The 15465-nt window shown below is 46.1% G+C and carries 15 protein-coding genes, 1 pseudogene and 2 riboswitches; of the genes and pseudogenes, 4 read left to right on the top strand and 12 right to left on the bottom strand.

Annotated features, from left to right (window positions below):
- Window positions 1-169: 169 nt before the first annotated feature.
- The 6 genes and pseudogenes from queF to MHH91_RS07125 form a co-directional block, all read right to left on the bottom strand.
- The gene (queF, locus tag MHH91_RS07150; protein WP_003154673.1) at window positions 170-664 is read right to left on the bottom strand and encodes a preQ(1) synthase; all 495 of its coding nucleotides are present in this window, start codon (window positions 662-664) and stop codon (window positions 170-172) included.
- 18 nt (window positions 665-682) lie between these two features.
- Complete coding sequence (queE, locus tag MHH91_RS07145) at window positions 683-1414, bottom strand: 7-carboxy-7-deazaguanine synthase QueE (protein WP_013352044.1); 732 nt, start codon at window positions 1412-1414, stop codon at window positions 683-685.
- Window positions 1407-1847: a 6-carboxytetrahydropterin synthase QueD gene (queD, locus tag MHH91_RS07140; protein ID WP_013352043.1), complete on the bottom strand. Its 441-nt coding sequence runs from the start codon at window positions 1845-1847 to the stop codon at window positions 1407-1409. The genes queE and queD overlap by 8 nt, the downstream gene beginning before the upstream one ends.
- Complete coding sequence (queC, locus tag MHH91_RS07135; protein ID WP_003154679.1) at window positions 1848-2507, bottom strand: 7-cyano-7-deazaguanine synthase QueC; 660 nt, start codon at window positions 2505-2507, stop codon at window positions 1848-1850.
- Window positions 2508-2604: 97 nt separating this feature from the next.
- Window positions 2605-2649, bottom strand: a riboswitch (PreQ1 riboswitch).
- A 109-nt stretch (window positions 2650-2758) separates the two neighbouring features.
- Window positions 2759-3881, bottom strand: a pseudogene (locus tag MHH91_RS07130) (hypothetical protein).
- Window positions 3882-3979: 98 nt separating this feature from the next.
- Entirely contained in the window at window positions 3980-5017 is a 1038-nt protein-coding gene (locus tag MHH91_RS07125; RefSeq protein WP_013352041.1) for a YkvI family membrane protein, read from the bottom strand.
- A 397-nt stretch (window positions 5018-5414) separates the two neighbouring features.
- Here MHH91_RS07125 and clpE point away from each other — a divergent pair, with 397 nt between their 5' ends.
- From clpE to motB, 3 genes are all read left to right on the top strand, one after another.
- Window positions 5415-7511, top strand: a complete 2097-nt coding sequence (clpE, locus tag MHH91_RS07120; RefSeq protein WP_013352040.1) for an ATP-dependent protease ATP-binding subunit ClpE — start codon at window positions 5415-5417, stop codon at window positions 7509-7511.
- A gap of 166 nt (window positions 7512-7677) precedes the next feature.
- Window positions 7678-8493, top strand: coding sequence for a flagellar motor stator protein MotA (motA, locus tag MHH91_RS07115; RefSeq protein WP_013352039.1), 816 nt, complete (start codon window positions 7678-7680; stop codon window positions 8491-8493).
- The gene (gene motB / locus MHH91_RS07110; RefSeq protein WP_013352038.1) at window positions 8465-9268 is read left to right on the top strand and encodes a flagellar motor protein MotB; all 804 of its coding nucleotides are present in this window, start codon (window positions 8465-8467) and stop codon (window positions 9266-9268) included. The genes motA and motB overlap by 29 nt, the downstream gene beginning before the upstream one ends.
- A gap of 35 nt (window positions 9269-9303) precedes the next feature.
- Here the strand turns inward: motB and MHH91_RS07105 are convergent, their stop codons facing one another.
- The gene (locus tag MHH91_RS07105) at window positions 9304-9750 is read right to left on the bottom strand and encodes a MarR family winged helix-turn-helix transcriptional regulator (protein ID WP_013352037.1); all 447 of its coding nucleotides are present in this window, start codon (window positions 9748-9750) and stop codon (window positions 9304-9306) included.
- A gap of 199 nt (window positions 9751-9949) precedes the next feature.
- Here MHH91_RS07105 and MHH91_RS07100 point away from each other — a divergent pair, with 199 nt between their 5' ends.
- Window positions 9950-11467, top strand: coding sequence for an ATP-binding protein (locus tag MHH91_RS07100; RefSeq protein ID WP_088612710.1), 1518 nt, complete (start codon window positions 9950-9952; stop codon window positions 11465-11467).
- A gap of 208 nt (window positions 11468-11675) precedes the next feature.
- On the opposite strand, the gene MHH91_RS07095 is transcribed toward MHH91_RS07100, so the two are convergent.
- The 5 genes from MHH91_RS07095 to mtnW form a co-directional block, all read right to left on the bottom strand.
- Window positions 11676-11936, bottom strand: coding sequence for an aspartyl-phosphate phosphatase Spo0E family protein (locus tag MHH91_RS07095; protein WP_013352035.1), 261 nt, complete (start codon window positions 11934-11936; stop codon window positions 11676-11678).
- A gap of 281 nt (window positions 11937-12217) precedes the next feature.
- Entirely contained in the window at window positions 12218-12754 is a 537-nt protein-coding gene (locus MHH91_RS07090; protein ID WP_340977350.1) for a 1,2-dihydroxy-3-keto-5-methylthiopentene dioxygenase, read from the bottom strand.
- A gap of 15 nt (window positions 12755-12769) precedes the next feature.
- A complete protein-coding gene (locus MHH91_RS07085) occupies window positions 12770-13399 on the bottom strand; it encodes a methylthioribulose 1-phosphate dehydratase (protein WP_013352033.1) in 630 nt (209 codons plus the stop codon).
- Window positions 13357-14061 carry a 2-hydroxy-3-keto-5-methylthiopentenyl-1-phosphate phosphatase gene (mtnX, locus tag MHH91_RS07080; RefSeq protein WP_014470473.1) on the bottom strand — a complete coding sequence of 235 codons (705 nt, stop codon included), beginning with the start codon at window positions 14059-14061 and terminating at the stop codon, window positions 13357-13359. The genes MHH91_RS07085 and mtnX overlap by 43 nt, the downstream gene beginning before the upstream one ends.
- Entirely contained in the window at window positions 14058-15272 is a 1215-nt protein-coding gene (mtnW, locus tag MHH91_RS07075; protein ID WP_013352032.1) for a 2,3-diketo-5-methylthiopentyl-1-phosphate enolase, read from the bottom strand. Before mtnW ends, mtnX begins: the two co-directional genes overlap by 4 nt.
- Before the next feature lie 81 nt (window positions 15273-15353).
- A riboswitch (SAM riboswitch) is annotated at window positions 15354-15453 on the bottom strand.
- Between the last annotated feature and the right edge of the window lie 12 nt (window positions 15454-15465).

The raw sequence follows: 15465 nt of genomic DNA, 5'->3' as shown, positions 1-15465 counted from the left end.
CATCCAGCACCCGTCACGTAATGAAGCGGCGAGTACACTCCCCCCGGGTTTACTCGTCTTTTTTCTTCCCTTCAGACTTTTCCCGTAACGTTTTGCAGACAAAAAAATACCCCCGCCCTAAAAGGCGGGGGTTTTAGGTTACGCCCCGAGTCCGTATCCGTCTCGTAAATTAACGGTTATCAATCGTCTCCGGGTACATATCATGATTCATCATCCGATGTTCGGCCATTTTTTCATATTTTGTTCCCGGTCTGCCGTAGTTTGTATACGGATCAATGGAGATTCCGCCTCTTGGCGTGAATTTGCCCCACACTTCAATGTAACGGGGGTCCATTAATTCGATCAAGTCATTCATGATGATGTTCATGCAGTCCTCGTGGAAATCTCCGTGGTTGCGGAAGCTGAAAAGATACAGCTTTAACGATTTGCTTTCCACCATTTTTTCGTCAGGAATATAGCTGATATAGATGGTTGCAAAGTCCGGCTGTCCCGTTTTCGGGCAAAGCGACGTAAATTCCGGACAGTTGAATTTAACGAAATAATCACGGTTCACATGTTTATTCGGAAATGATTCCAAAACCTCCGGCGCATATTCAAATAAATAGTTTGTCCCTTGATTCCCCAGGAGCGTAACTCCTTCTAATTCTGATTCTTTTCTGGTCATGTAAATTCTCCCTTTCTATTAAACTCCCCGTTTATTGCCCCAGAGCAGTGTGTGCAGCTGAGGCAGGACTCTGACGAGATTCAGATCGGCATCGGCAGAAACCTTATCAACGAGTTTTTCATACTTTCCGAGCAGATGCGCAATTAATGCCTGATCGTCCGTCGTATGGACGTTATCGTTACCGACCTGAAGATAAAACGGGATATTCGGATACCGCTTATGCACGGTTTTCGCGAATTGCAGATCTTCATCATTAAAAATAACGACTTTTAAGCTGACCGCGCTGAGCCTTTCTGCCGCATCAAGCGAAGACACAATATGATCAAGCTTTGCAAAATCGGTTGTCATTCCCGAGCTTGGCGGCTTCGGTGAAATGGTCAGATCGTTAATCATGGTAAACCAATCCTGATAGACCGTTCCCTGCGTTTCTAAAGCGGCGCGCACACCGTGGTCTTTCAACAGCAGAATCAGCGCGTCAAGCTGCTTTAACAGCGCCGGGTTTCCTCCTGAGATGGTGACATGGGAAAAGGCGTCTCCGCCGATTTCTCTCAGCTCGCGGTAAATGTCTTCCGCCGTCATCCAGCGGATATCTTTTTTGGCTGAGCCGTCCCATGTAAAAGCAGAGTCGCACCAGCTGCAGGAGTAGTCGCAGCCAGCCGTGCGGACGAACATGGTTTTCTGGCCGATGACCATGCCCTCCCCTTGTATCGTCGGTCCGAAAATTTCTAATACCGGGATTCCTTTAGCCATTCATATCACCTTTTTTCGGGCGGTATACGCAATAGCTCGTCGGGGTTTCCCTGACAAAAATCTGGACGCAGACCGGCTGATTCTCCAGTGTTTCAAGGTAGGACTGAACCTTATCGTAAATCGTTTTGGCCACGACTTCAGTTGTCGGAAGCGAGTATCTGTCATCATCAGAAAATTCATCATGGTCATTCATCAATGTGTGGTCATAAGCGCCGTGCACCAATTTCTTCAGCACGCTGAAATTCACGAGAAAGCCTGAATCATCCAGTTCATCACCTGCGACGGTAATATTTACGGTATATGTGTGCCCGTGGACTCTGCTGCACGCTCCGGCGCTTTCACGGGGAATAAAGTGCGCGGCTGAAATGTGCATGTCCTTATTCAACTCAAACGAATAAGGATGCTGAACCTGCGGGTAAATTTGAGAAAGCAATTAATTCCGCTCTCCTTTCATTTTCATATATTCATCATATCCTTTATTGCGGAGCAGACATGCCGGGCATTCGCCGCATCCGTCCGCAATGATGCCGTTATAGCAAGTCAGTGTGTTATTCTTTACAAAATCAAGCGCGCCGAGCTCATCAGCAAGCTTCCAAGTTTCCGCTTTGTTCAGCCACATAAGCGGCGTATGAATGACAAACGGCTTTTCCATCGCCAAGTTGACGGTGACATTGCAGGACTTGACAAACTCGTCACGGCAGTCCGGGTAGCCGCTGAAATCAGTCTCGCAAACACCGGTAATGATGTGGCGCGCGCCGATTTGATACGCAAGAATGGAAGCAAACGATAAGAACACGAGGTTGCGTCCCGGCACAAACGTTGTCGGCAATTCCCCGTCCTTCGCTTCAATTTCGATATCATCCCGTGTCAGCGCGTTTGGCGCAAGCTGATTTAAAAGAGACATATCAAGCAGATGATTTTTGACACCGAGTTTTTCGGCAATCGATTTTGCCACATCAATTTCTTCTTGATGACGCTGATTGTAATGGAATGTAACGGTTTCTACTTCTTCAAAGTTTTGCAAAGCCCATAATAAACAAGTCGTGCTGTCTTGGCCTCCGCTGAACACCACAACCGCTTTTTCTTTTTTCATTTCATTCTCTCCCTTATCTATCATTCCATAAAAAAAGCGCCTTTCTCGGAGAAGGCGCCCTAAAAAACATAAAAAAAACCGTATCCAAGGATACAGCTCGTCCTTAGTTTTTTATAGAGGGTGTAGCTAGAACCTCTCCCGCATAGATACGGATTTTCTTCTTTTTTCACTTTTGCTATCATACCATAATGTTGTTTCCCATGACAATAAAAAAACAGCCTGAAAACCTGTGTCAGGCTGCAAAAGCCGGTTTAAGCCCCGCGCTTCTTCTTCGGAAACGCCATCAGCGCAATACCGATCAGAACAAATAAAGCAGGCCAGAAAACAGAAACCGGAACGATCGGATGATACGTCATCATAAAGCAAAGTGCTGTCAAAGTCAGCACCGCAATCGGGATGAGCAGCGCCTTTTGTTTCCCGCCGAACAGCCACAGCTCAAATAAACCGAATGCCGCCGCCAGCAGGTAAACAGGCCACGTCACACCGGAATAGGACCAATTTGTTGCCGTTTCAAAGACAAACAGGAGCCCCGTAATCAATAAAATTCCGCCCGGTACGAGAAGCCCCGCGTTTTTTACCGGTTTCGGGCCGAAAATCGGAATATGAAAAGCGGCGGCAAGCAAAAGAATGAGAGCGGGCCAGCCGCGTTCGCTGATGACTTCATTTGCATTCGTGAATATGCCGAAAATCCCTATAGCACACAGAACCGCCGCAGAAGCCAAAAGCCCTCTTTGCTTTCTGCCGAACATCCAAGCCTCAAACAGGCCGAACGCTACGGCAAAGAGATAGACAGGCCAGCTCACATTTGCGTATGTCCAATCCGTCAGCGTTTCAAACCATAATAAACCGCCCGTCACAAGCATAATGCCGCCCGGAATGAGAAGGCCCGTTCTTTTTTTCGGCTGCATGAAGGCAGCGGCATGAAACACAAGCGCGGCAGCAATGATCAAAAGCGGCCACAGCCCTGTCATCAGCATACCGGCAAAACATAGAGCGCCCGCCGCTGTCAGGATCAAAGCGGGAATCAATGCCCCTGTCTTTCTCCCGCCGAAATACCACAGCTCAAACAGACCGAGAGCAGGCGCCCAAATATAAACAGGCCACGTCATGGCTGAATACGCCCATCCCGTTGCCGTCTCAAACCAAAATAAGCAGCCCAGCACCAGAAACATACCGCCGGGAACGAGCAGTCCCGCTTGTTCAGGCGCTTTTTTCACAAAAATAAATCCAGCGTGGAACCCTGCGGACATTATAATGAAAAGAAACGGCCACGCCGAACCACCGGATATATGTATAACTCCCGCCTTCTGTAAAAAAAAACGCAATGCCGATACAAATAAAAATAAATCCCAATAACACACGTCGATCTTTCATCTCTTACTCCTCCCCATCATTTCCCAATTCATTATACAGAAATGACAGGAAAAAAGAAGGGGAATTCCCAAAAAATACAGACATTTTCCTTATATCCGTTATTTTTCTCTCGGGATTTTTTTGCAAACCAATGCGCCGATAAAGGCCAGGCTCACATATCCAAACACCGGGTAAACAGTGGAAATCAGCTGTCCGTAGCCGATTTGGCTGACAATAAAAGCAAACACCAAAATGCCGCCGTAAATATATGTACTTTTTATATGAAGAAAACTGTTTAATTGTTTTTCCAATCCGTATAAATTGCCGATGACCGACGTAAACACTTCCCCGAAAATAATAATCAAATAAATGAGATGAAGCGATCGTGAATAGAAATAGACAACTTGAGCCATCGGAATGTCAAACTCCAGTACATCCGGCAGCACCGATAATGATAAGAAACTCGCGGCAAGCACCAGTGTCAAAAGAGCGCCGCCTAAGTAAGCTCCCCTTCTGATCACCTTCTCTGATGACATTTCGTTCGCAAGCGGCACAAGGACAGCTTGGGCGAGCGATAAATTTAACGCGCCGTAAGAGACGGCTGACAAAAGCCAATTCCACTTGTCAGGCCATACCCATTCTTCCGCATTTCTCGTGCTTGTAAATACAAAAGAATCAGCGGCAACGATAAAAGAGAAGGAAATTAAAAGCGGCACAACCAATACATTGACGCCGAACACACCTTTAACACCGCTTGTCATGACGGCAAAACTCAATACGATCGTCAAAAGTATTCCCGCTTGTGCGGGCCAGCCAAGCTGTTCATGAAACAGCGCTCCCGCTCCGGACAGCATGACAGAAGTCACTCCCAGCAATATAAACATCATAAACATGTTAACGGCGCGTCCGATAGACCGGCCGAATAAATACGTGTTCAATTCCTGGTAAGATGCTGCATGAATCCGTTTGGAAATGATCATGATTTTGGCGCCTAAATATATAAACATCAGACCGCTTACCATGATACCGAACAGACCGATCCAGCCAAACCTGAGGAAAAATTCAACGATTTCCCGTCCCGTGGCAAAACCGGCTCCTACAACCGTTCCTACGTATACGAATGCAAGCTGACTTGCAGAACCTTTTGTTTGTCCCATTTCACCCTCCGGCTAAGCGCAAATTTGTCCAGGCCTTTTTATATGCTTATGAGACAAGTCGCCTGAAAAGAAGAACAAATCGTCCTCCCCGGGAAAAAACAGATTCAGCTCTCTTCTAAGCAAAAATATTGAAAGAAAAAAAGCGCCGGCGTATACTCTTCATCAAGAAAGGTCAAAGCATTTCATTTCCTTTCTGATCATATTGGTCAATAATAATCAAACATCACAAATAACACTTAACACGCTGTAAACTTTGATTTTTCGGGGTTTAAAACAAAACACTTGAAAGTCAAAGAAGGTCAGAGTATACTATTAATCAAAGAAGGTCAAAGTTAAGACCTTATTTTCTAATCCATTTGGTCAAAGATGATCAAACATTTCAAGGAGGTTTTGGCAAATGCGTTGTCAACATTGTCAGAAAAACGAGGCGACGATTCGCCTGAACATGCAAGTCAATTCCATTCAAAAACAATTCGTTTTATGTGAAACATGTTATACAGAATTAACCCGAAAACCGTCTATGAGCATGGGACCGCAATCTTTCGGATTCCCGTTTGAGCAAGGTTTCGCTCCGGATCAACATAAACAGCAGGCCGGCCGTAAAAAAGGCCTGCTCGACGAGCTCGCCCAAAACGTCACAAACGGCGCAAAAGCAGGTCTGATTGATCCTGTGATCGGCCGCGATGAAGAAGTGGCGCGCGTCATTGAAATTTTGAACCGCCGGAATAAAAACAATCCGGTGCTTATCGGTGAACCGGGTGTCGGTAAAACGGCTATTGCAGAAGGCTTAGCGCTTAAAATCGCTGAAGGCGATGTGCCGAATAAATTGAAAAACAAAGAGCTTTATCTGCTTGATGTCGCTTCCCTCGTCGCCAATACAGGAATCAGAGGCCAGTTTGAAGAAAGAATGAAACAATTAATGAACGAATTAAAAGAGCGGAAAAACGTCATTTTGTTCATTGATGAGATTCACCTTCTTGTAGGCGCCGGCTCTGCCGAGGGATCAATGGATGCCGGGAACATCCTGAAACCTGCGCTTGCCAGAGGCGAACTGCAGGTCATCGGGGCGACGACATTGAAAGAGTACCGCCAGATTGAAAAAGATGCGGCGCTTGAAAGACGCTTCCAGCCTGTCATGGTTCACGAGCCTTCTATAGAACAAGCCATCAGCATTCTTGAAGGCATTAAAGATAAATATGAGAAATACCACAGCGTCACATTCAGCGATGAAGCGATCAAGGCGTGTGTTACGCTTTCTTCCCGCTACATTCAGGACCGCCACCTGCCGGATAAAGCGATCGACTTGTTAGATGAAGCCGGCTCCAAAGCAAATCTGGAGCTTGATACCGTAAATGAAGAAGAAGCGGCTGAGCGACTCAAAGCAATTGACGCGGAGAAAACAAAAGCGCTTCAGGAAGAAAATTATGAGCTTGCCGCGAAACTGCGTGATGAAGAAGTGGCATTGGAAAAGCAGCTGGCACAAGAATCACCGGTCTCTTCTTCAGAAATCGGGGCGGAGCATATTCAAGCCATCATTGAACAGAAAACAGGCATTCCGGTCGGAAAACTGCAGGCTGATGAACAAGTCAAAATGAAAGAACTTGAAGAACGCCTTCATCAGCGCGTCATCGGTCAGGAAAAAGCCGTGAAAAAAGTGGCGAAAGCGGTAAGACGAAGCCGCGCCGGCTTAAAATCCAAAAACAGACCTGTCGGCTCCTTCCTCTTTGTCGGACCGACCGGGGTCGGAAAAACCGAGTTATCAAAAACACTCGCGGATGAACTTTTCGGCACAAAAGATTCCATCATTCGGCTCGATATGAGTGAATACATGGAAAAACACGCCGTTTCAAAAATTATCGGTTCACCGCCGGGATATGTCGGACACGATGAAGCCGGTCAATTAACGGAAAAAGTACGGCGCAATCCGTACAGCATCGTGCTCCTTGATGAGATTGAAAAAGCGCACCCTGACGTCCAGCATATGTTCCTGCAGATTATGGAGGACGGACGTCTGACAGACAGCCAGGGCAGAACGGTCAGCTTTAAAGATACCGTTTTGATCATGACAAGCAATGCGGGAACCGGCGAAAAACAGACGAAAGTCGGGTTCCAATCTGAAGAAAGCGTTATGGAAGAACAAACGCTGATTGATTCACTGAGCTCGTTCTTTAAACCTGAATTTTTAAACCGGTTTGACAGCATCATTGAATTCCAATCTCTGAAAAAAGAACATCTCGTAAAAATCGTCAGTCTGCTTCTCGCAGAACTTGAAGACACATTAAAAGAGCGCGGCATCAGTCTCTGCGTCACAGACGATGCGAAAGAAAAAATCGCTGAAATCGGCTACCACCCTGCTTTCGGTGCACGCCCGCTCAGAAGAACGATCCAAGAATTGATCGAGGACGAAATGACAGACCTCTTATTGGATGACAATGAAATAAAAGCCTTCCATGTTGTAATGGAAGAGGATGACATCAAAGTCCGTGCACAATAAAAAAAAGCGGTTCCCTGTCGTGGAGCCGCTTTTTTGTTTCTTTTACTCTGCCAAAAGGGCAGAAACTGTGAAGAATTCGGGAACAATTTCTCAATCACTCTAAAGTTCCATGCACTGCCACCGATATTAACCATAGAAAGCTAGTATAAAGGATTTGGTGAAAACTATGGATAAAACATCGATTATCGGTATCATCCTCGCCTTGATTGCTTTAAGCGTGGGCATGGTGCTGAAAGGGGTCAGCTTAAGCGCACTCGCTAACCCGGCAGCTATTCTGATTATTTTGTTCGGTACGATTTCTGCGGTGATCATCGCATTCCCCGGAAAAGAAATCAAAAAAGTGCCTGCCCTTTTTAAAGTGCTGTTCAAAGAAAACAAACAGCTGACCATTGCGCAATTAATTCCTATGTTCTCTCAATGGGCGCAAATCGCAAGACGTGAAGGGCTGCTCGCATTGGAAGCAAGCATCGAAGACGTGGATGACGCGTTTTTGAAAAACGGCCTGAGCATGGCGGTTGACGGACAAAGCGCAGAATTTATCAGAGATATTATGACTGAGGAAGTTGAAGCGATGGAGGACAGACACCAGGCCGGTGCAGCTATCTTTACCCAAGCCGGCACATATGCGCCGACGCTCGGCGTTTTGGGTGCGGTTATCGGCCTCATTGCGGCCCTTTCCAACATGAACAATACCGAGGCGCTCGGACATGCCATCAGTGCGGCGTTTGTCGCCACCCTTCTCGGGATTTTTACCGGATATGTACTATGGCATCCCTTTGCCAACAAACTGAAACGCAAATCAAAACAGGAAGTCAAACTGCGTGAAATCATGATTGAAGGCGTTCTGTCAGTGCTTGAAGGACAGGCCCCGAAAGTGATCGAACAAAAACTTCTCATGTATCTTCCTGCGAATGAACGCGCAAAAGTCATTGAACAAGAAGGAGAGGCAAACAATGGCGAGAAAAAAGAAGAAGAAGCATGATGACGAGCATGTGGATGAGTCTTGGCTGATCCCGTACGCGGACCTTCTCACCCTTCTTTTGGCTCTGTTCATTGTATTGTTCGCCATGAGCTCGGTCGACGCGGCAAAATTCCAAATGCTGTCTAAATCATTTAACGCCGTTTTTACAGGAGGCACGGGTGTCCTTGAATATTCAAGCGTCACCCCTCCCGAAAACGAAAAAGACGGCATTGATCAGTTAAAAAAAGACAAGGACAAGGAAAAAGAAAAAGAAAAAGATAAAGAACAGAAAAAGAAAGAAAGAGAAGCAGCCGACCGCCAAGAGCTTGAAGGTGTGCAAAAGCAAGTCAATCAATTTATAAAAAACAAAAAGCTTGAACATCAGCTGGAAACAAAGCTGACAAAAGAAGGCCTCTTAATTACCATTAAAGACAGTATCTTTTTTGACTCGGGACAGGCAGTTATCCGCCAGGAAGATATCCCGCTTGCAAAGGAAATCTCGAATCTCCTTGTGCTGAATCCGCCAAGGAACATTATCATCAGCGGGCATACCGACAATGTGCCGATTAAAAACTCACAATTTCAATCAAACTGGCATTTAAGCGTCATGCGGGCCGTCAACTTCATGGCTATTCTCACGGAAAACCCTAAACTTGACGCAAAAGTATTCAGCGCCAAAGGGTTCGGCGAGTATAAACCAGCTGCGTCGAACAAAACCGCAGAAGGGCGCAGCAAAAACAGGCGCGTCGAAGTATTGATACAGCCGAGAAACGCCGCCACTGACGAAAATCAGTAATATAAAAAAGGAAGCCTTTCAAAAGGCTTCCTTTTTTATTTCTGATGAAAATGTTTAGCGTTTAATCCCACTCTTTTCAGCATTTCCGTACACAATTCTATCTCTTCATCACTCAGCACACTGATCATTTCTTTAATCTCGTCTGCATGATCAGGGAAAATATCGTCCAAAAGACGGATTCCCTTTTCAGAAATCTGTGCGAAAGTCACTCTTCTGTCAGTCGGTGAAGCTTTTCTGATGAGAAGTTCTTTTTTCTCTAATTTGTCAACAACGTATGTAATACTTCCGCTCGCTAATAAAATTTTGTCGCCGATCTGCTGCAGCGGCTGATTGCCTTTGTGATACAGCAGCTCCAGCACAGCAAATTCCGTCGGGTTCAGGCCGTGCTTATGAATATGTTTATTCATATGGTCGTTAATGGACCGGTACGCCCGCGACAGTACAATAAATAATTTCAATGAGTTTTCTGTTTTATCCGTCATACATTCAATCATCCTTTTGCAAAAGAAACCGTTACAGAGAAACATTAATAAACAAAATGAAAAATGTCAACAAAAATGTTTCCAAAATTTCTCTTCTTTTTGACAAACCTTAATAAAATAATTTGTTTTTATATCATTTTGGTTATTTTTTCTTATTAAAGAAGTATAAACAATGATATAATACCTCTATTCAAGTGTAATGTTGGAGCGATGCAGAGTGAATACATTCAAAGGTGCCCGGGGAAAGATCAAGCTTTATCTCATATTGGTGATCATCCCGGCACTTATTATCAGCTTTTTCATTTATGAAAAAGAAAAACAGAAAATAGCCGATAAACACATACAGGAAGCCAGTATGATGCTCAACCTTCACCGCAACAAGCTCAATTATTTAATCGGTGAAACAAAAGCCCGGATGACAACACTTGCGATCGCTGTCGATAAGCCTGTCAATGAAGAAAAGATAAATGAAATTCTCGATCAGGCTTTTGAGGATGAACCCAGATTCAGCGGACTGTATATGCTGAATGCCAAAGGTGACGTCATCGCAAGCACGACCGATCTGAAATCAAAGGTGAATTTGGCCGACAGACCGTATTTTACGAAGGCAAGAAAGACGAAGAAAACGGTCATCACAAATGACTACCCCAGCAGAATTACAGGCCAGCGCATCTTTACGATCTGCGTGCCCGTGTTAGATGCAAACCGGGAGGTCACCGATTATTTAGTGGCCGCCATACAAGTCGATTATTTGAGAAATATGATCAATATGCTGAGCCCTGACGTTTATGTCAAGGCAACCCATCAGGATAAAGTGATATTTGCCAGCGGACGCGCTGATCAATCAGAAGGCGTGCAGCCGGTCAGCGGCTATCTGGATGATATTAACTGGAATATCAATGTTTTTCCGAAACCGGTTGAGCTGAACGAGCTGACCAAAAGCGTGCTGCTGCCGATGTCCAGTATCGCCGTGCTGCTGAATATTCTGTTCATCCTCGTTCAATATTATCTGCTTAAGCGCAAGACCCAGCTGGAGCGCGCTCAAAACGAGGCGCAGAAATTGGAGCTGATCGGAACGCTTGCCGCAAGCACCGCCCATGAAATCCGCAACCCGCTTACAGGGATCAGCGGCTTCATTCAGCTTTTGCAGAAAAAATATAAAACAGAGGAAGATCAGCTGTATTTCTCAATTATTGAGCAGGAAATTAAACGGATTAATCAGATTGTCAGTGAGTTTTTAGTGCTCGGCAAACCGACCGCGGAACGACTGGAAGTGAACTCGCTGCAGGATATCCTTGATGAGATTATGCCGATTATTTATTCGGAAGGGAACCTTTATAATGTGGAAGTAAATGTGGAGATTCTCGTCAATCGGCCGCTCAAGGTCAATTGCACGAAAGACCATATTAAACAGGTCATCTTAAATGTCGCGAAAAACGCGCTTGAGTCAATGCAGGAAGGCGGCCGGCTGTCCATCTATTTAGAAGCCCGCGACCATAAAGCAGTCATTAAGGTTGCTGACAACGGAATGGGTATTTCTGAAGATATGCTTGAGCACATTTTTCTTCCGTTTGTAACGTCAAAGGAAAAAGGAACCGGTCTCGGCCTTGTCGTGTGTAAACGAATCGTGCTGATGTACGGCGGTTCGATTGACATTCAAAGCGAAGTCGATAAAGGCACAGAGGTCACCATTACCCTCCCTGCCGCTTCACGATGAAAAAACACCCTGTAACAGGGTGTTTTTTAGATAAAGAAGAATATGTGTAAGAGGATATACCGGGGAACGGCATCATAGCCGGCAGATAGATACGAGGCGCTTCGTGAGCTGTGCCGGCGGAAAAACCCGCTGACTGTACGCGGTCATCTTTCGGATGCGACGCTTGATCAGGAAGCGCATTCAGTCTTCGTTATCTGTTTATCATTAATCATTTGTTTGCTTCATATGCAGGCATGATATCACCGCGGGAGAACAAGCCTATTTTCTTCACAAGGCCCTGTATTCCTTGGTGATGTGTGCGTTCACGGTTTATCAGCTGCTGATATGCGTTCATCAGACAGTCCAGTTCCTGGCTGTGCCTGATCGTGTCATACCCTGTAAACCCCTGCCTGTTAGCCGCATCTATCATCATTTTTCTCTTTTCATCAATAGATACAAGCAATTTTTCTTGTTCAGAATAACTGCCCATTCACTTCACCCCTCACCGCTAAAAGAATAGGAAACAAGTTTGATTGGGTTATTGAGCATTATTACAGATTATACTTTATTTGTAAACATTTTTTTACTAAATAACTTAATTTTTCATTTCATATTGGAATCTTTAGCATGATTACGAGAATAATACCCATTCAGGTAATGATATAAACAGAATACGGCATATTTCAACGCACAAAAAACAGAGACAGCTGATTTTATATTATAATAAAAAACCTCTCATGCCGCTGGCTGCATGAGAGGTTCGCAAGTCTATCAGTTTTGCACACTTTCATTTTCGTAAATCGGCACCCAGCCTTCAGTCGTCACGAAGATTCGGATTGCGACGACCCTGCGGTCTTCCTGAAGCGTAAAGTAGTGGCGGATGTTCTCCGGAACCGAAATCAAATCCCCCGGATTTAAACGGACGTCAAAAAAAGTGCCGTCTTTGCCTTGAATGACGAAGATGCCATGCCCGCTGACAATAAAGCGGACTTCATCATCCGTGTGGTGATGTTCTCTTTGGAAATTTTTCAATAATTCATCTAGATTCGGCGTTGAGTCTGATAAAGAAATGACATCCTGAGACTGATAGCCGCGCCGGGCTGAAATATCCTGAATCTCCTTGTCAAATGCCGCGAGAATCCGATCTTTTTCAGCTTCGGTTACATCATATTTCTCCGAAAGCTCAGGCGGAAGTTTTTCAATGTCCCACTGCTCATAGATTACCTGTTGTTCGTCTAAAAAGCGCGCTACTTCTTCCTGATTTTCAATGATCGTATTCTTTTCATCATGAATTCTGATTGTCGCCATTTTGCATTCCTCCTTTTATTTTACGAGCTGCGGCCGAAGTGACAGAAGCTTGATGTGACAGCCGAATAAAAATTCATAGGCTTCCAGCACCCTTTTCGCCTCAAACGCGGTCCGCCCCCATGCCGTAATGCCGTGATTGCGGATTAATACCGCGCCTGATTCGGTGTCTGCATGGCGCACGAAACTTTCGGCCAATGCCGGGATGTGCGCCGGATTGTCAATGATCGGAACGGTCACCGACGCGTTTTCCTCCCACAATCCGAGCGCCTTAATAATCTCCTGCCCCTGAAAGGTGATTTGTTTTTCATCTCCGTAGAGCTCTGAAATGACATTATTATTAACGGTATGGACATGCAGACAGCAGCCCGCGTCTGTCTTTTTGTATAAGTAAGTATGGAGAAGCGTTTCTGCCGAGGGTTTTAAGGAATGGCCGGTCTCAGCGGGCCTCCCGTTCTCATCGACTAAGAGAAAATCTTCGTCTGTTTCTTTTCGTTTGTCTTTGCCGCTTGCCGTAACGAGAAAAGTCAGCGGCCCGTCGGATACTTTAATGGAAAGATTTCCGCTCGTTGCCGGAAACCAGTCTCTTTCAGCCAGCTCGCGCTTTACCTCGGCAAGTTCGCGCCAGCGTTCTTCTTTTGCAGCCATGCCTGCACCTCCCCGATGTTTTCGATGCCTGTTTTCACCTCATGAAAATCTTGAAAAGGCAGATGCCGAAGACCGAGTTCTTCGCATTCAGTCAAAAGATAATCCCTTGCAAAGCACATATCGGATAATTTTGCAGCCTCGAGGTCCGTGACCGAATCACCGATCATAATGAGAAAATTCTGCTGATCGGACAGCTTTCGGATCACTGACGGTTTGCAGCAGCCGCATTGATTCGTGCAGCCGCCGTCACAGGCGTGCGGCCAATTGATATGAATATATTCATTGTCAAAGGATGCATGATTACAGAAAATCCGCTCCTTTTCTACGATGCCTTCCAAAAGCGGATGCACAAAAAAGTCCATTCCCCCGCTTACGATATAAAACGGGAGATCGTTTGACCGGACAAACGAGACAAAATCCAAAAAGCCGTCCCTTAATTTCGCATCCTTCAGGATAAAATCAGTCAGCTCTTCTTTTAAGCTACTCGGCAGCAGCCCGAACATCCGGCCGACTCCTTCCTGAATTGATAGGCTTTTAGACAGAACACCGTCTTTTAATTCAAGCCACTCAGGAGGCGCGAATTCTTTCATCATACTGACAATGTTGTCGTTCATGGTAACCGTTCCGTCGAAATCACAAATAATCAGCGGTGTGCGGGTCATACGGCTTCCACCCTTCCCCATTTGTCTAATGCGAGCTGAAGATCTTTGCACGACGCGGCTTTTTCTTCAATCGGCTGGGCTTCAAGCACCGCATCAATGATAGCGCGGAACGCTTTGCCGCCGCCCTCTGCTCCGTTCGGATGGCCGTGAACGCCTCCGCCCGCATTTATGATGTGATCAATGCCGAAATCACGCATCAAAAACGGCACCATGCCGGGATGAATGCCTGCTGACGGGACGGCAAACGAGGGATGAAAGACATCGTCTTTTACACATTCATCGTGAATCGCAAGCGCCGACTCCTTCGGCAGTGCAACAGATCCGTAAGGTGACGGAAATAAACTGAAATCAGCGCCGCAATAGCGGTTCAGCTTGCCGAGCAAAAGCGCATGCGATAAACCGTAAACGGGAGATGATGTGAATGCGCCGCTGACTGCCGGATGCGCCATAATCGGAAGCGGGATTTCACCGTCTTCCGCAAGGCTTTGCATCACATCCAAACCGTAGGCGAACACATTCAGCAAGAGGGCGTCCGCCCCGAGCTCCGCCGCGCGTCTCGCTTTATCCCGCAATTCAGCAGTTCTCCCCGTCAGGTTCACGGCATACAGCGTTTTATGCCCCGTCTCCTCCCGGGTTTCCTTCAGGACTTGTTTTCCTTCAATAATGCGGGTTTCAAACGGAGCCAGCTCATTTTCAAAGAAAATTTCGTCGTCTTTAATAAGATCCACGCCGCCGAGCGCCTGCTGTCTGAGCTGTTCTTTAATGTCACGGAGATCCCGTCCGATCACCCCTTTAAATATGCTCATCAAAAGCGGTCTTTCAAATTCGCCCAGCAGTTTGCGGATGCCGTATATGCCGAACTTCGGCCCGGGAAGAGAGCGTTTAAACCCTTCGGAAAACTCAAGATCAGTCAATTTTATTTTTCCGTCCAGTGACAGCTTTCCGAATACAGTCGTCAGGACGGCGGGTATGTCTCTTGAGAAGTTCGCCTCAGGATAGGCGATGGTGATGACGGCCTGTTTTTCGTTTTCCGGGGTTCCTTCTTTCTCCTCAACTTTTACGACCCGGCCTTTATGCTTTCTGAGCTGTTCCTGCTTCACAAGGGGCAGATCTGTCCAGGAACCTACCGTCAGCCCCGCTGCAATCTGTTCCGCCCGCTTTTCACTGTCTGTTGTGTCCGTCAGAAGATATGTTGCCAATACTTCGCTCATGCGTGAACGCCTCTCTTTCTTTCGAAAAACATAAAAAAACCTCTTCCGTATGAGCAGAAAGAGGCTTCGTGTTATGTCCGAATCTTATCTCTCAGCTCCTGCTGCAAGAATTAGCACCGTGCTTTAACAGTCGGTTGCCGGGCTTCATCGGGCTCGTCCCTCTGCCTGCTCTTGATAAGAATAATGATTTTAT

Source organism: Bacillus sp. FSL K6-2819 (assembly GCF_038008305.1).
Taxonomy (GTDB): domain Bacteria; phylum Bacillota; class Bacilli; order Bacillales; family Bacillaceae; genus Bacillus; species Bacillus amyloliquefaciens.
Note: the sequence above shows the minus strand (reverse complement) of the source record. Positions and strands in the feature narration are given on the sequence as shown.

Bases quoted from the DNA above. Each gene is read 5' to 3' on its own strand.
- motB (WP_013352038.1), top strand. From the start codon at position 8,465: ATGGCGAGAAAAAAGAAGAAGAAGCATGATGACGAGCATGTGGATGAG.
- MHH91_RS07105 (WP_013352037.1), bottom strand. From the start codon at position 9,750: ATGACGGATAAAACAGAAAACTCATTGAAATTATTTATTGTACTGTCG.
- MHH91_RS07090 (WP_340977350.1), bottom strand. From the start codon at position 12,754: ATGGCGACAATCAGAATTCATGATGAAAAGAATACGATCATTGAAAAT.
- MHH91_RS07125 (WP_013352041.1), bottom strand. From the start codon at position 5,017: ATGGGACAAACAAAAGGTTCTGCAAGTCAGCTTGCATTCGTATACGTA.
- queE (WP_013352044.1), bottom strand. From the start codon at position 1,414: ATGGCTAAAGGAATCCCGGTATTAGAAATTTTCGGACCGACGATACAA.
- motA (WP_013352039.1), top strand. From the start codon at position 7,678: ATGGATAAAACATCGATTATCGGTATCATCCTCGCCTTGATTGCTTTA.
- MHH91_RS07095 (WP_013352035.1), bottom strand. From the start codon at position 11,936: ATGGGCAGTTATTCTGAACAAGAAAAATTGCTTGTATCTATTGATGAA.
- mtnX (WP_014470473.1), bottom strand. From the start codon at position 14,061: ATGACCCGCACACCGCTGATTATTTGTGATTTCGACGGAACGGTTACC.
- clpE (WP_013352040.1), top strand. From the start codon at position 5,415: ATGCGTTGTCAACATTGTCAGAAAAACGAGGCGACGATTCGCCTGAAC.
- mtnW (WP_013352032.1), bottom strand. From the start codon at position 15,272: ATGAGCGAAGTATTGGCAACATATCTTCTGACGGACACAACAGACAGT.
- MHH91_RS07100 (WP_088612710.1), top strand. From the start codon at position 9,950: ATGTTGGAGCGATGCAGAGTGAATACATTCAAAGGTGCCCGGGGAAAG.
- queF (WP_003154673.1), bottom strand. From the start codon at position 664: ATGACCAGAAAAGAATCAGAATTAGAAGGAGTTACGCTCCTGGGGAAT.
- MHH91_RS07085 (WP_013352033.1), bottom strand. From the start codon at position 13,399: ATGGCTGCAAAAGAAGAACGCTGGCGCGAACTTGCCGAGGTAAAGCGC.
- queC (WP_003154679.1), bottom strand. From the start codon at position 2,507: ATGAAAAAAGAAAAAGCGGTTGTGGTGTTCAGCGGAGGCCAAGACAGC.